15 protein-coding genes are annotated in these 12,748 nt (G+C 64.2%); 5 read left to right on the forward strand and 10 right to left on the reverse strand.

Features of this window, described 5'->3' with window-relative positions:
* Positions 1 to 38: 38 nt before the first annotated feature.
* Positions 39 to 797 carry a bifunctional 2-polyprenyl-6-hydroxyphenol methylase/3-demethylubiquinol 3-O-methyltransferase UbiG gene (gene ubiG, locus ACQY4G_RS03965; RefSeq protein ID WP_421993168.1) on the forward strand — a complete coding sequence of 253 codons (759 nt, stop codon included), beginning with the start codon at positions 39 to 41 and terminating at the stop codon, positions 795 to 797.
* Here ubiG and ACQY4G_RS03970 read toward each other — a convergent pair.
* The 3 genes from ACQY4G_RS03970 to ACQY4G_RS03980 form a co-directional block, all read right to left on the reverse strand.
* The gene (locus tag ACQY4G_RS03970; RefSeq protein WP_421993170.1) at positions 778 to 1,803 is read right to left on the reverse strand and encodes a glycerophosphodiester phosphodiesterase family protein; all 1,026 of its coding nucleotides are present in this window, start codon (positions 1,801 to 1,803) and stop codon (positions 778 to 780) included. The genes ubiG and ACQY4G_RS03970 overlap by 20 nt on opposite strands.
* Positions 1,782 to 2,132 carry an ArsC family reductase gene (locus ACQY4G_RS03975; RefSeq protein ID WP_421993172.1) on the reverse strand — a complete coding sequence of 117 codons (351 nt, stop codon included), beginning with the start codon at positions 2,130 to 2,132 and terminating at the stop codon, positions 1,782 to 1,784. Before ACQY4G_RS03975 ends, ACQY4G_RS03970 begins: the two co-directional genes overlap by 22 nt.
* Before the next feature lie 144 nt (positions 2,133 to 2,276).
* Positions 2,277 to 4,634: a TonB-dependent receptor gene (locus ACQY4G_RS03980; protein WP_421993174.1), complete on the reverse strand. Its 2,358-nt coding sequence runs from the start codon at positions 4,632 to 4,634 to the stop codon at positions 2,277 to 2,279.
* Positions 4,635 to 4,951: 317 nt separating this feature from the next.
* Here ACQY4G_RS03980 and ACQY4G_RS03985 point away from each other — a divergent pair, with 317 nt between their 5' ends.
* Positions 4,952 to 5,062 carry an enoyl-CoA hydratase gene (locus tag ACQY4G_RS03985; protein ID WP_198147728.1) on the forward strand — a complete coding sequence of 37 codons (111 nt, stop codon included), beginning with the start codon at positions 4,952 to 4,954 and terminating at the stop codon, positions 5,060 to 5,062.
* A 59-nt stretch (positions 5,063 to 5,121) separates the two neighbouring features.
* Positions 5,122 to 5,232: an enoyl-CoA hydratase gene (locus tag ACQY4G_RS03990; RefSeq protein WP_421993176.1), complete on the forward strand. Its 111-nt coding sequence runs from the start codon at positions 5,122 to 5,124 to the stop codon at positions 5,230 to 5,232.
* Positions 5,233 to 5,293: 61 nt separating this feature from the next.
* On the opposite strand, the gene ruvC is transcribed toward ACQY4G_RS03990, so the two are convergent.
* Positions 5,294 to 5,770, reverse strand: a complete 477-nt coding sequence (gene ruvC / locus ACQY4G_RS03995) for a crossover junction endodeoxyribonuclease RuvC (protein WP_421993178.1) — start codon at positions 5,768 to 5,770, stop codon at positions 5,294 to 5,296.
* A gap of 117 nt (positions 5,771 to 5,887) precedes the next feature.
* The gene (locus tag ACQY4G_RS04000; RefSeq protein WP_421993180.1) at positions 5,888 to 6,634 is read right to left on the reverse strand and encodes a YebC/PmpR family DNA-binding transcriptional regulator; all 747 of its coding nucleotides are present in this window, start codon (positions 6,632 to 6,634) and stop codon (positions 5,888 to 5,890) included.
* A gap of 69 nt (positions 6,635 to 6,703) precedes the next feature.
* On the opposite strand from ACQY4G_RS04000, the gene ACQY4G_RS04005 reads away from it, so the two are divergent.
* Positions 6,704 to 7,453, forward strand: coding sequence for a CPBP family glutamic-type intramembrane protease (locus ACQY4G_RS04005; protein ID WP_421993182.1), 750 nt, complete (start codon positions 6,704 to 6,706; stop codon positions 7,451 to 7,453).
* 1 nt (position 7,454) lies between these two features.
* On the opposite strand, the gene ACQY4G_RS04010 is transcribed toward ACQY4G_RS04005, so the two are convergent.
* From ACQY4G_RS04010 to ACQY4G_RS04020, 3 genes are all read right to left on the reverse strand, one after another.
* Entirely contained in the window at positions 7,455 to 7,802 is a 348-nt protein-coding gene (locus ACQY4G_RS04010) for a heavy metal-binding domain-containing protein (protein WP_198147729.1), read from the reverse strand.
* An 86-nt stretch (positions 7,803 to 7,888) separates the two neighbouring features.
* Positions 7,889 to 8,125 carry a DUF2312 domain-containing protein gene (locus tag ACQY4G_RS04015; RefSeq protein ID WP_221427552.1) on the reverse strand — a complete coding sequence of 79 codons (237 nt, stop codon included), beginning with the start codon at positions 8,123 to 8,125 and terminating at the stop codon, positions 7,889 to 7,891.
* Between the two features lie 101 nt (positions 8,126 to 8,226).
* A complete protein-coding gene (locus ACQY4G_RS04020; protein WP_067696240.1) occupies positions 8,227 to 8,547 on the reverse strand; it encodes a DUF1244 domain-containing protein in 321 nt (106 codons plus the stop codon).
* A gap of 50 nt (positions 8,548 to 8,597) precedes the next feature.
* Here ACQY4G_RS04020 and pyk point away from each other — a divergent pair, with 50 nt between their 5' ends.
* Positions 8,598 to 10,064: a pyruvate kinase gene (pyk, locus tag ACQY4G_RS04025; RefSeq protein WP_067696034.1), complete on the forward strand. Its 1,467-nt coding sequence runs from the start codon at positions 8,598 to 8,600 to the stop codon at positions 10,062 to 10,064.
* Here pyk and ACQY4G_RS04030 read toward each other — a convergent pair.
* Together ACQY4G_RS04030 and gltX are read right to left on the reverse strand one after the other, a co-directional pair.
* Positions 10,061 to 11,353 carry an NADH:flavin oxidoreductase/NADH oxidase family protein gene (locus ACQY4G_RS04030; protein ID WP_421993184.1) on the reverse strand — a complete coding sequence of 431 codons (1,293 nt, stop codon included), beginning with the start codon at positions 11,351 to 11,353 and terminating at the stop codon, positions 10,061 to 10,063. The genes pyk and ACQY4G_RS04030 overlap by 4 nt on opposite strands.
* A gap of 12 nt (positions 11,354 to 11,365) precedes the next feature.
* A complete protein-coding gene (gltX, locus tag ACQY4G_RS04035; protein WP_421993186.1) occupies positions 11,366 to 12,715 on the reverse strand; it encodes a glutamate--tRNA ligase in 1,350 nt (449 codons plus the stop codon).
* Between the last annotated feature and the right edge of the window lie 33 nt (positions 12,716 to 12,748).

The following is a 12,748-nucleotide window of genomic DNA, read 5'->3' on the forward strand; positions in this document are numbered from 1 at the left end:
TGCTGGAATGCTCAGGGTTTGGCTGCTAGCCACGCGGCATGAGCGATGCAACCACGAGCGCACGTAGCAATACTTCAGGCGGCCAAACGATCCGGCCCGACGAGGCGGCGCATTTCGGCAGGCTGGCCAAGGATTGGTGGGACCCGAAGGGCTCCTCCGCCATGCTGCACCGCCTCAACCCGGTCCGTCTGCAGTTCCTGCGCGAGGCGATCGACCTGCACTGGGCGGGCGATATCGAGGCGCGTCATCCGCTGGCCAGCAAGAGCGCGCTCGACGTCGGTTGCGGCGCCGGTCTGCTGTGCGAACCGCTCGCCCGGCTGGGTGCCGAGGTGACCGGCGTAGATGCCGCGCCCGAAAACGTCGCGGCCGCCGCCCTCCATGCCGAGGGCGCTGGGCTCGACATCCGCTATATCGCGGGCGAGATCGGTAGCCTCGACATCGGCACGTTCGACCTCGTCAGTGCGATGGAAGTGATCGAGCATGTCGCGGACAAGCGTGCCTTCGTCGCCGCGCTCGCCGCCAGGCTTGCGCCCGGCGGGCTGATGGTCGTCTCCACCCCCAACCGCACGCCGCAATCGCGGCTGCTGATGATCGGCGCAGCCGAAGGCATCGGGCTGATCCCCAAGGGCACGCACCACTGGGACGATTTCATTAACCCCGAGGAACTGGGCGATCTGCTCGACGAGGCCGGGCTCGAGTTGGGCGATCCGAAGGGGATCGGCTTTTCGCCCGCCAAGGGCCTGCACCTGACCGACGACCTGTCGCTGAACTACATCGTCACCGCCCGAGCGCGCTGAGCACCAGTGCCGGATCGTCGGTAAACACGCCGTCCGCACCCGCGGCGTGCACCATCTGCGCGAGTGTGCCGAGATCGCCGGTTGCGCCCTCCTCATCTCCACGGCGCAGCGCGGCCGGCAGGAAGGCATTCTCCTTGCGCAGCGTCCAGGCATGGACCTCGAGCCCGGCTGCCTGCGCATCGGCGACAAGCCGTGTCGGCGCGCCATCGGGCGACAGGACATGGCCAAGATACGGTCCGATACCGTCTGCATAGCTTGCCACTTCGGCGAGGCCCGAGGGGGTCATGATCTCGGACCAGCTCATCGCGGGCTCATCATAGGGGCCACCCTGCGGTCCGATCAGCAGCACCAGCGGGGTTTCGACCAGGCGGTCGAGACGTTTCAATGGCCCGACTTCGAATACCTGCACGAATACGTGGTCGTCGGCGTCGTCGAGATCGGCCTTGCGCAGCGCTGTGGCGAGCAGATCCACCGTATCGATCCCCTCCTCCTGCAGCAGCCAGGTCGGATGCTTGAGCTCGGGATAGATCCCGATCGGGCGCCCGGTTTCGGCTTCCTTCGCCTGCACCAGCGCGACGACCTCCTCGAAGGTGGGAATCTGGTAAAGCCCGTCGAAGCGCGCATTGGCGGGGCGCAAGCCCGGCAGCCGCTCGCGGGCGCGCAAGCTGCGCAGTTCGGCAAGAGTGAAGTCCTCGGCGAACCAGCCGCTGACCAGCCGCCCCTCGATCGTCTTCGAACGCCTGCGGTCGGCGAACTCTTCGCGGCTGGCAACATCGGTGGTTCCGCCGAGCTCGGTCTCGTGGCGCGCGACGAGGTGCATGTCCTTCGTCACCACGAGGTCGGGTTCGATATAGTCCGCGCCCTGGTCGATCGCGCGTTCATAGGCTGCCAGCGTGTGCTCGGGCCGCTCGCCGCTGGCGCCGCGATGCGCAATAACTATGAAGTCGTCGGCCGCGACGGGCGCTGCCGCCAGCGCCGCGAGGATCAGGAGAAGTGCGCGGACCATTCGTCTTCCTTGAAACCGACCAGCAGGGCGCCGTCATGCTCGACGACGGGGCGCTTGATCATGGAAGGGTTGTCTTGCAGCAATTTGACGGCCTTCGCCGCGTCGACATCGGCCTTGTCCTCCTCGGGCAGCTTGCGCCAGGTCGTGCCGCGGCGGTTGAGCACGGTATCGACGCCCTCGGACTCGATCCATGAAGCGAGTTTCGCCGGATCGGCGCCGTGCTTCTTGTAATCATGCAAGGTGTATTCGACCCCCTGCGCGTCGAGCCACTTGCGCGCCTTCTTGACCGTGTCGCAATTGGGAATGCCGTAAACAATCGTATCCGTCACCGATCCATGACCCCTTTTTCTTGCTTCTGCCGCACGGCTACCGGTCGATGGGCCGTTTGAACAGAGCTTGCGTCGTCTCCTTGGTCAGGGCCGCCGGAGCGGGAACTCCGACGGCCCTTGTGCTGGCTGGAACAGATCGGCCGGTCAGTCGCCGAAGCGAGCCGTCAGTTGGACACCGAAGAACCGCGGCTCGGCAGGAATGAATGTCGGGATACCGAAGGCACCGCCCGTATTGCCGGCATCGAGCAGATAGTCTTCGTCGAAGGCGTTGCGGATGAAGCCTGCGATTTCATAGCGGTCATCGGCGAAGGAAAAGCCCGCGCGCGCATTGACCAGCGTCACCGGCCCCTGCGAGATCAGCGGATTGTTGGGCACTTCGAAGAAAATGCGGCTGCGATGCGTGATGCTCGGCGTGGCGAAGAACCTGGTGCCGCCGCCCAGCGGATAATCCACGGTGAAACCACCCGACGCCTGCCACTCGGGTTGCAGGCGGAAACGCGCACCCGAAAAGGCCGGCGAGAACGCCCCGTCTTCGTCGATCCCCCCGTCGATGAAGCCGACATTGCCGAACAGCTGCAGCCAGTCGGTCGCGTCGACCGCGATCTCCGCCTCGACACCCAGATTGCTCGCGCTGCCGGCGCTCGCGGTTTCGAAGGCGCCGGTAGGGTTGCCGTTAGCGTCGAGCTGGGCGATCGAGACCTGGAAGTCGTCATAGACCTGGTAGTAGACGCCGAGCGAGGCCGAGACCGTACCGGTGGCGATCTTCACGCCGCCTTCGTAGTTCCACACGGTCTCCTCAGCGATGATCTCGAGGTCGGGGACGGGATTTCCCGCACCATCGCGGGTTGCTCCAAGCTGCACCACCGGGGCGCGGCGGCCCTTCGAGACCGTCGCAAAGACATTCACATCGTCGGTAATGCGATAGAGCGCGTTGAAACGCGGCAGTACCGCATCGAAATCCTCTTCTGCCGTAAAGGTCCGTCCACCCGTATCCACCTGACCCGGGATCAGCGGCGCACCGCTGAGTACCGCGTTCGGGATCGACGCGATGAAGCCGGATTCGCGGTTCTCGAACAGGACGCGCACGCCCGCGGTCAGCTCGAGCCGGTCGGTTGCGATCCAGGTCGCGTCGGCAAAAACCGAATAGGCTTCGTTGCGGCCTTGGTTCTCGAACACCGAAGCATAGGGGATCGCGGTTGCCGCACCTGCCGTGGCCAGTGCGGTGACCTGCGAGGCCGGGACACTGCCGTCCGGCGCGACACAGGGAATGCCCGGGATCAGCGGCGCGCCGAATAGCGTGGTGAGGCACTGGAGATAAGTGCCCTCCTCGGTAGCGAAGGGCACATTCTGGATGCCGTCTTCAACGAACGCGTTCCAACCGAAGCTCGCCCGGAACTGCGACCCACTATAGGTGAAGCGTCCTTCGTGACTGAATTGATCGCCCTCGGCGATTTCGGCGAATTCGAGGAAAGGGGCAGCAGTCCCATCGGCATCGAAGACCTCGGCGCTGTCGAACTTGCGATATCCATTGACCGTGGTGAAAGTCCAGTCGTCGGCGAACTGCCATTCGGCCGTCAGGTTGAGGTCGTAGACCTCGCGGTTAAGGCCGAGCTGGTCATTGCCCAGTGCCGCCGCGCCTCCCGGGTTGCCGCCCAGATTGGCGTCCTCGAAGGCATTGGCCGCGCCACCGGGAGCCCCCGCGAATGCCGGGAAGGTGCCGGAAATGAAGGGTGTGCCGCCATTGCGCTGCTGGTCGTAAGTGCCGATCAGGTCGATCGTGAGATCGGGTGTCGGCGTGTAACGCAGCGATGCGCGGAGACCGAACTGGTCCTGCGAATAGAGCTCCTCCTCCTGCGCCGGGTTGAGGTTTTCGACATAGCCATCGCGCGTGCGCCATTCGAAGGCGACACGGCCGGCGATGACGTCATTACCCACATTGAGATGACCGCCCAGCACGGTTTGGTCGAAATTGCCGTAACCGCCGGTCAGTTCGGCCGAGAAGCCATCGCGGGGACGCGCGGAGACGAGGCTGATCGCGCCGACCGCCGAAGCGGTGCCAAAGAGGGTCGCTTGCGGCCCCTTGATGACCTCGACACGGTCGAGATCGTAGATCGCCTGGTACGAACCGCGCGAGCGCGAGATGTCGACACCATTATAGTAGAGCGTGACACGCGGACCCTGCTGCGAGGAGCCGCTGTCCGAGGTGATCCCGCGGATCACGATGCCGGGATTATTGGCGCTCTGTTCCTGGATGTTGAGGCCGGGCACATAGTTCGACAGCTCGTCCAGGTCCGATACGCCCAAGTCTTCGATCCGTTCGTCGGTCACCGCCGAAATGGTGATCGGCACGTCTAGTGCCCGCTGTTCGATCTTCTGCGCGGTGACGATGATCGTATTGCCGGAAACCGTCTCCTCGGCCCCCGGGCCTTCCTGCGCCAGCAGGGGCACGGGCATTGCGGCGACGGAGGCGAGGAGAGCGCTGCGGAGGACGGTGCTTTTCATGCGGGGCCTCTGGATGACGGGAGGGGACGGAACGTCCAGCCCTCTACGGTCGGCCCATGACAGGGTGGCGGCAGTGATCTTACAATCCGGAGTAACGGGCAATCGGCAACGCCGCCCCTGACCGCAATGGCAGAAAGGCCGATCCCACCAGTTGGGAAATTTTCCCAACCCTGCGGAGTTCCCATCCTGCGCAGCATGCGCCCAAGGCGGCAAAAGTCCTGTTTTCTGCGCTTTCCCGGTTTTGGCACAGCTCCTGCAATCCTTCCGGCAACCGGCAAGACGGACTTGCCGAGAGATACAACGGAAGGAAATGCACCATGATCACCACGACCAACCAGAGCCTGTTCGCCGCCGCTTTCTCGATCGCCATTTCGGCTGCGCTGTTCGCCTCGGCCATCATCCCGGCCAGCCCCGCCGTCTTCGCCTGATCGCCAAAACCAGCCTGGGCGCCGCATTACGGGTCGCCCACCAGACAAGGACCATCACGATGGTCGCCACCGCCAACCAGCCCCTCTTCGCCGCAGCCTTCTCGATCGCCGTCTCGGCAGTGCTCTTCGCCACGGCCATCGTTCCCGCCAGCCCGGCGGTGTTCGCCTGATCTCGAAGAAGAATGAAAACTGTCCCGCCAGGACCAATCCAGCGTCGCCTGATCCTGCGCGCTAGGCCCTAGGCACAAGATGCGCATCGGCGATCGCCACGGCCAGCGCATCGGCCGCATCGGTCCCGGCAATCTTCGCACCCGGCAGCAGGACCTTGAGCATGGCCTGCACCTGTTGCTTGTCCGCTCCGCCCGTGCCGACAACCGCCTTCTTGACCAGCCGCGCCGCATGCTCGTTAACGCCAAGGCCCGCCGCGCCGCATGCCGCCAGCACCGCACCCCGCGCCTGCGCTAGTTTGAGCGTCGATTGCGGGTTCTTGTTGACGAAGACCTCCTCGGCGGCCGCGCGGATCGGCCGGTGGGTCTCAATCACCTCCGCCAGCGCCATCTGCAGCGCCGCCAGCCGCTGGGCAATCGGTGCCTTCGTTTCGGTCGGCACCTGCCCGTTGGCGATATGCGTCAGGCGCGCGCCCTCTGCCCGGATCACGCCCCAGCCGGTGCAGCTAAGCGAGGGATCAAGGCCGAGGATCACGGTCATGCGCAGGATACCTTGTGAAAGATCAGCCCGGCAGGCCGATCAGCCAGCCCAGACGCCAGGCGATCGCCAACAGGAAGGCGCCGCCCAGCACGAGTGCCAAGGCCCAGTCGCGCCAGGTCAGCTGTCCAGCTTCTCCATCACCTCATCCGAGATGTCGTAATTGCCCCAGACGGTCTGGACGTCGTCATCTTCCTCGAGCGCGTCGATCAGCTTGAGCAGAGTTCCAGCGCCCTTCTCGTCCATCTCTACAGTGAGGTTGGGCTTCCATGCGAGCTTGACCGTCTCCGCTTCGCCCAGTGCCTTTTCGAGGTCGCCGGCGACCTGGTGCAGGTCTTCCGCCGCGGTCCAGATCTCGTGGCCGTCTTCGGAGGACGAGATATCGTCCGCGCCGGCTTCCATCGCGGCTTCGAGAACCTTTTCCTCGTCCCCCGCATCGGACGGGTAGAAAATGAAGCCCAGTCGCTCGAAGCCGTGGGCAACCGAGCCTTCGGTGCCGAGATTGCCGCCGTTCTTCGAAAAGGCGGTGCGCACTGCGGTGGCGGTGCGGTTGCGGTTATCGGTCAGCGCCTCGACGATGATCGCGCTACCGCCCGGGCCGTAGCCTTCGTAACGGACTTCTTCGTAATTCTCGTCATCGCCGCTGGTCGCCTTGTCGATCGCGCGCTGGATATTGTCCTTGGGCATCGATTGCGACTTGGCGTTGTTGACCGCCAGGCGCAGGCGCGGATTCATATCCGGATCGGGCATGCCCATCTTGGCCGCCACGGTGATTTCGCGCGACAGCTTGGAAAACAGGTTGGAGCGCTTCTTGTCCTGCGCGCCCTTGCGATGCATGATGTTCTTGAACTTGGAATGGCCGGCCATGGTTTCGCTTTGTAGCTGGTATGGTTGGACGTCTTCTCATCAGAGAATCTTGGGGGTCGCCTTAGCCGCATGACCGTGGGAACGACAAGCCTTGCGCCCGCGAATTCGACGCGCGGCGAATGGGCGAATTTCGCCGCATTCCTCAAGCGACCCGCCTTGCCCGAGCGGGCGAACGCGCCAGGGCTGGCGAGCCTTGTGGCCGTCCTGCGCCTGCTGCTGCTCGACCTGGCCGTGATGGGCGTGCTGCTGGCGATCGCCAGCGCGGTCATGGCCATCGGTATCGAGGTGCCCGAAACCGCGCTGGCAGGCGTGGAGATCGGGCCCGGCATCATCTTCGCCGTGATTGTTTTCGCCCCGCTGGCGGAAGAGATCGCCTTTCGCGGCTGGCTTTCGGGCCGGCCGGGCCATGTGCTCGCGGTTCTCTTCATCCTTGGCGCCGTGGCGATGGCCGTGGCGCTCGGTGGCGGATCGACCGATCCCGGTGCGCTCCACGGCGCGGCGCTAGCCGTAGTCGGCGGAATGCTGATCGGATTGGTGGCCGTGTTCGCGCTGCGCAAGCGCGGGAGCATGGGCTGGTTCGCAGCTGTGTTCCCCGCCCTGTTCTGGCTCAGCACGCTGGGCTTTGCGAGCATCCACCTGTTCAACTTCCCGGCCGACGAAATGGCCATGGCCCTGCCGCTCATACTGCCGCAGTTCGTGATCGGAACAATGCTCGGCTATCTGCGAGTGCACTATGGATTGTGGGCAAGCATCCTGCTGCACCTGCTCCACAATGGCGCATTCATTTCGCTGGTTCTGCTGGCGGGCGGCGCGGCCTAGCTCAGACCTTTACGGCCGTGCCGCTGGCCGAAACCATGAGCATCGAGCCGGTTTCGCCGATCACCTCGTAATCGAGATCCACGCCGACCACGGCATTGCCGCCTCGCGCGCCGCATTCGGCCTGCAGTTCCTGGATCGCCTGCTCGCGCGCTTCGGCGAGGACACGCTCGTAGCTGCCCGAGCGCCCGCCGACGATATCGCGGATATTGGCGAAGAGATCGCGGAACAGGTTCGCCCCTACGATCACTTCGCCGGTGACGATACCGAGATAATCCTGGATCGGCCGGCCTTCGATGGTCGGCGTGGTCGTCACGATGATCCCGCGGGCGTCTTTCCAGGGGCTGGGCATTGTCTCGATCTCCTCACGACAAGGTGTGTTAGGTAGATAGATCACGCCCGGCCGAAATCAAGCCTGGAGCAGAGTCGGCGCTGGCCTCACCCCATCCCCAGCGCGGCCTTGTAGGTGTCGAGGATGGTTTCCTGCTCGCTACGCTCGTCGGGCTTCATCTTCCGAAGCCTGATGATCTGACGCATGATCTTGGTGTCGTAGCCAACCGCCTTTGCCTCGGCGTAAACGTCGCGGATATCGTCGGCGATGCCCTTCTTTTCTTCCTCGAGGCGTTCGATGCGCTCGATCAGGAGGCGCAGGCGGTCGTCGGTGGCTTCGGCCATTTCGTCTTAACTCCGGTGATGTGAGAATCGCCCTCGGGCGAGAGGCACGTGCGATAGCGCCGCCCGCTCCCGCGCGAAACCGCCCTTGTCGATAATTTCCGCTAACGCAAATCCGCCTTGTTGCGCGTAAGGCTGGCTTCCATCGCCGCGATCTGCTCCTCGGTCGCTGGGCTCTGGCGGGTCGTTTTCCATTCCTCCATCGGCATTCCGTGGATGAGTTCGCGCGCCGCATCCTTGTCGCCCTCGAAGCCGGCCTCGCGGATCCAGTCCGCCAGGCAATTGCGGCAGAAGCCGGCAAGTCCCATGAGATCGATATTCTGGGCATCATGGCGGTGTCGCAAGTGCCGTACCAGCCGCCGGAAAGCCTGTGCCGCTACGGCATCGTCGAGTTGGTCGAGCGGGTCTCCCGCATTCGTAGTCATCGTTTCATCGTCCTTGCTTTGTCGCATGGCGGTGCCATAGGCGAATCCCCATGGCAGAACCCGCACCGAAGCTCGACCCGCGCGGCCGCAAGGTCAAGATCCTCGCGACCGTCGGCCCCGCCAGCCGCTCGCCCGAAATGCTGGGCCGCCTGTTCAAGGCCGGTGTCGACGCTTTCCGCGTCAACATGAGCCATGGTGAACATGGTGATCACGCGCAGACGATCGCAGCGATCCGGGCGATGGAAAGAAAGTTCATGCGCCCGATCGCGATCCTCGCCGATCTGCAGGGACCCAAGCTGCGTGTCGGCAAGTTCAAGGACGGGCAGGCGGTGATCCGCCATTCGGGGCACTTCACGCTCGACCGCAATCCCGAGCCCGGTGACGAAACGCGCGTCGAATTGCCACACCCCGAACTGTTCGGCCTGCTCGAAAAGGGCCAGCGCCTGCTGATCAACGACGGAAAAATCCGCCTCAAGGTGATCAGCGCCGACGACGAGAAGATCCACTGCTCGGCCGAGGTTGGCGGGGTGATCTCGGACCGCAAGGGCGTCAACGTGCCCGATGCCGAAGTACCGATCCCCGCGCTGACCGAGAAGGACCGCAAGGACCTCGCCTTCGCCGTCGGCCAGGGGGTGGACTGGATCGGCCTCAGCTTCGTCCAGCGTCCAGAGGATCTTGCCGAGGCGCGCAAGATGATGGGCGGCCACGGTGCGCTGTGTGCCAAGATCGAAAAGCCGATGGCGGTCCGCCGGCTCGACGAAATAATCGACGCATCGGACGGCATAATGGTCGCGCGCGGCGATCTGGGTGTCGAACTCGAACCGCAGGAAGTTCCGCCCCTGCAGAAAAAGATCGTCAATGCGACGCGCCTCAAGGGCAAGCCGGTAATCGTGGCGACCCAGATGCTCGAAAGCATGATCGAGAGCCCCGCCCCGACCCGCGCCGAGGTCTCCGACGTGGCCAACGCAGTCTATGACGGTGCGGATGCGGTGATGCTTTCGGCGGAAACCGCGGCCGGCGACTGGCCGGAAGAAGCTGTCACGATCATGCACCGTATCGCGCATCAGGTCGAACGCGACGAAGCCTATCTCGAGCGCGTTCGCCTGCTCGACACGCCGCCCGATGCGACGACCGCCGATGCGCTGGCCCATGCCTGCATGACAGTGGCCGATACCGTTCCGGTCAGTGCGATCACGGTCTTTACCGGATCGGGTTCGACTGCGCGCCGCGTGGCGCGAGAGCGGCCGAGCGTGCCGATGCTGGTGCTTACCCCGAGCATGAAAACCGCCCGCCGCCTGGGGCTGTTATGGGGCGCGCATGCAGTTGCGACCAAGGACATCGGCAGCTTCGAGGAAATGATCGCCAAAGGCAAGCGCATGGCCCTGCGCCACGGTTTCGGTCAGGCGGGCAGCAAGATGATCGCGCTTGCGGGCGTTCCTTTCGGCACTCCCGGCTCGACCAACCTGCTCCACGTCGTCACCGTGAGCGGCGACGAGCTGAAAAAGCACCGCAGTTAGAGCGCGCGGCGTTCCTTCATGATGCGCTTGTTGCGTGCATCGACGAGGCGGAAAGCCTTGAAGACAGGAAAGCCGCGGTCGGTCCGCCCTTCGTGGCCGAGTAGCCAGATCTGCTGATAGAACCAGTAAATCCCGGCGAAACCGCTGACCGCCTTTACTATCTGAAAGCGTCTCAGGAAGCCTAGCCAGGAAGGGAGCCGGTCGAGATCGTCTTCGTAGCGAGCCAGCTCCTGCTTGCCGTCCAGCAACGCCCTCGGCGCGTCGGTGTCGACGCAAAGCGGGCGCCCCAGACCGATGACGTCCGCCGCGCCGCTTTGCAGCGCCTGCTCCATCGCGGCGCGAGTGCGGAAGCCGCCGGTAACCATCAGCGGCACCGAAACCTCCGCCTGCATCGCCCGGGCGAAATCGACGAAATAGGCTTCGCGAGCGGCAGTCGAAGGGGCGACATTCTGGGGCTCCTCCGCTTCCACACCCTCGACGCCCATCAGCTTGGGCTGTTCATAGGTGCCGCCGGAAATCTCGGTCAAATCGACCGTGGCCGCCTCGAGCCATTGGACCACCTGCAGACTGTCGCCGAAGTCGAAGCCCCCTTTTTGGAAGTCGGCGCTGTTGAGTTTGACCGAAACCGGAAAATCCGGCCCGACCGCTTCGCGCACCGCCGTCACGATCTCGAGCAGAAAGCGCGCGCGATTTTCGAGGCTCCCGCCGTATTCGTCGGTGCGAAGGTTCACCCGCGGCGAGAGGAATTGCGACAACAGATAGCCATGCGCGCCATGCACCTGCACGCCAGTGAAGCCAGCATCCATGCAAGCCTTCGCAGCCACAGCCCAGCGCTTCACGAGGGCGGCGATCTCGTCCTTCGTCAGAGGCGTCGGCTTGGCGAACTGCCCACCTGGAAGAGCGAGCTGCACGTCCGAGGACGATTTCGGGTGCGGATTGACGAGTTTCTGGGTCTGCCGCCCGCCATGGCTGATCTGTGCCCAGAAATGGTTGCCATTACGCGTGGCGGCTTTGGCCCACCGGGCGAGGCGCGCCTTCATATCGGCATCGGGCTCGGACTCGATGACGACGTTGCCGGGTCGCTCGAGATGGTCCTTGTCGATGATGATGTTGCCCGACAGCAGCAGTCCGGCGCCGCCATCTGACCAGATGCCGTAGAGCCGTTCGAGCGCCGGAGTGGGCCTGCCGTCCGGGGTGGCCAGCCCTTCGGTCATCGCGGCTTTCGCAAGCCGGTTGGGGAGCACGGCTCCGCATGGCAAATGCAGGTCCGAAGCGAGCGTTACTGTCATCAATTGTCCTCCCTATCCCTGCGCGGAACTCTCCAGCCGGCTAAGCGCACGCTCTTCGCCGATCAGCGGTAGCAGCTCGCTCATGTCCGGACCGTGGTCCATGCCCGTCAACGCCTGTCGCAACGGCAGGAACAACGGTTTGCCCTTGCGCCCGGTCGCCTCCTTCAACCTCGCCGTGAGCGCGCGCCACGGATCATCGCCCCATTCGAGCAATTTGGCGGCTTCGGCCAAATAGGCGCGATCGTCCTCGGAAAACTCGCGCTGCTCGATCGGGCCGGTGACCAGCCGCCACCATTCGGCGGCTTCGCAAACATGCGAGAGATTTGGCCGGATCGCGTGCCAGCCCGCCTCGTCGATCCCCTCGGGCAGCCGATCGGCCACCTCGGAGAACTCCATCTCGTGCACCAGTGCCGTGTTGACGCGTTCGAGTTCAGCTTCGTCGAATTTCGCGGGCGCACGACCGAAGGTCGACAGGTCGAAACTGTCGAGCAGCACCGCGCGATCGGCAATCGGCTCTACCGGTAGCGAAGTGCCCAGCCGCGCGAGCAGCGCGACGATCGCCGCGGGTTCGATACCGCGCTCGCGAAAGGCATCGCAGCCGAGCGAACCGAGGCGTTTGGACAGCTTGCCTTCCTTGCCCACCAGCAGCGCCTCATGCGCGAAACGCGGTATTTGCTGCGCTGGGTATTGTGCACCAATAAGTGCGGTAAATATCTGAATTTGAACGGCTGTGTTGGAGACGTGATCTTCACCGCGGAGGACGTCGGTCACGCCCATATCGAGATCGTCTACCGCGCTGGGCAACATATAAAGCCAGCTGCCATCGGCACGGCGGATGACTGGGTCCGACAATTGCGCGGGATCGAATTTCTGCGGCCCGCGCACGCCGTCCTGCCAGGCGATCTGCTCGTCATGATCGAGCTTGAAGCGCCAATGCGGGGCGATCCCTTTCGCTTCCTTCGCGGCCTGATCTTGCTCGCTCAGGTCCAGCGCGCCGCGATCGTAGATCGGCGGAAGGCCGCGGCCGAGGCGGATTTTGCGCTTGAGTTCAAGTTCCTGCTGCGTCTCGTAGCAGGGATAGACCCGACCTGCGTCGCGCAGCCCCTCGAAAGCCGCGTCGTACTTGGCCAGCCGGTCCGACTGGCGCTCCTCGCCATCCGGTTCGATACCGAGCCATGCGAGGTCGGCACGGATCGCGTCGACATAATCCTCGCGGCTGCGTTCTGCATCGGTATCGTCGATCCGGAGCAGGAAGCGACCGCCACTTTTTTGTGCGAGCATCCAATTGTGCAGCGCGGTACGGATATTGCCGACGTGAAGCCTGCCGGTGGGCGAAGGTGCGAAGCGCGTGACGATGGTCATGTGCGCGCGGATAGCCGAGGGTCGCGCACTTGG

Source organism: Qipengyuania sp., assembly GCF_965277845.1.
Classification (GTDB): domain Bacteria; phylum Pseudomonadota; class Alphaproteobacteria; order Sphingomonadales; family Sphingomonadaceae; genus Qipengyuania.

What these genes read in the sequence shown, in the direction of transcription:
- ubiG (WP_421993168.1), top strand. Translation starts at nt 39, where the DNA reads ATGAGCGATGCAACCACGAGCGCACGTAGCAATACTTCAGGCGGCCAA.
- ACQY4G_RS03970 (WP_421993170.1), bottom strand. Translation starts at nt 1,803, where the DNA reads ATGGTCCGCGCACTTCTCCTGATCCTCGCGGCGCTGGCGGCAGCGCCC.
- ACQY4G_RS03980 (WP_421993174.1), bottom strand. Translation starts at nt 4,634, where the DNA reads ATGAAAAGCACCGTCCTCCGCAGCGCTCTCCTCGCCTCCGTCGCCGCA.
- ACQY4G_RS03985 (WP_198147728.1), top strand. Translation starts at nt 4,952, where the DNA reads ATGATCACCACGACCAACCAGAGCCTGTTCGCCGCCGCTTTCTCGATC.
- ACQY4G_RS03990 (WP_421993176.1), top strand. Translation starts at nt 5,122, where the DNA reads ATGGTCGCCACCGCCAACCAGCCCCTCTTCGCCGCAGCCTTCTCGATC.
- ruvC (WP_421993178.1), bottom strand. Translation starts at nt 5,770, where the DNA reads ATGACCGTGATCCTCGGCCTTGATCCCTCGCTTAGCTGCACCGGCTGG.
- ACQY4G_RS04000 (WP_421993180.1), bottom strand. Translation starts at nt 6,634, where the DNA reads ATGGCCGGCCATTCCAAGTTCAAGAACATCATGCATCGCAAGGGCGCG.
- ACQY4G_RS04005 (WP_421993182.1), top strand. Translation starts at nt 6,704, where the DNA reads ATGACCGTGGGAACGACAAGCCTTGCGCCCGCGAATTCGACGCGCGGC.
- ACQY4G_RS04010 (WP_198147729.1), bottom strand. Translation starts at nt 7,802, where the DNA reads ATGCCCAGCCCCTGGAAAGACGCCCGCGGGATCATCGTGACGACCACG.
- ACQY4G_RS04015 (WP_221427552.1), bottom strand. Translation starts at nt 8,125, where the DNA reads ATGGCCGAAGCCACCGACGACCGCCTGCGCCTCCTGATCGAGCGCATC.
- ACQY4G_RS04020 (WP_067696240.1), bottom strand. Translation starts at nt 8,547, where the DNA reads ATGACTACGAATGCGGGAGACCCGCTCGACCAACTCGACGATGCCGTA.
- pyk (WP_067696034.1), top strand. Translation starts at nt 8,598, where the DNA reads ATGGCAGAACCCGCACCGAAGCTCGACCCGCGCGGCCGCAAGGTCAAG.
- ACQY4G_RS04030 (WP_421993184.1), bottom strand. Translation starts at nt 11,353, where the DNA reads ATGACAGTAACGCTCGCTTCGGACCTGCATTTGCCATGCGGAGCCGTG.
- gltX (WP_421993186.1), bottom strand. Translation starts at nt 12,715, where the DNA reads ATGACCATCGTCACGCGCTTCGCACCTTCGCCCACCGGCAGGCTTCAC.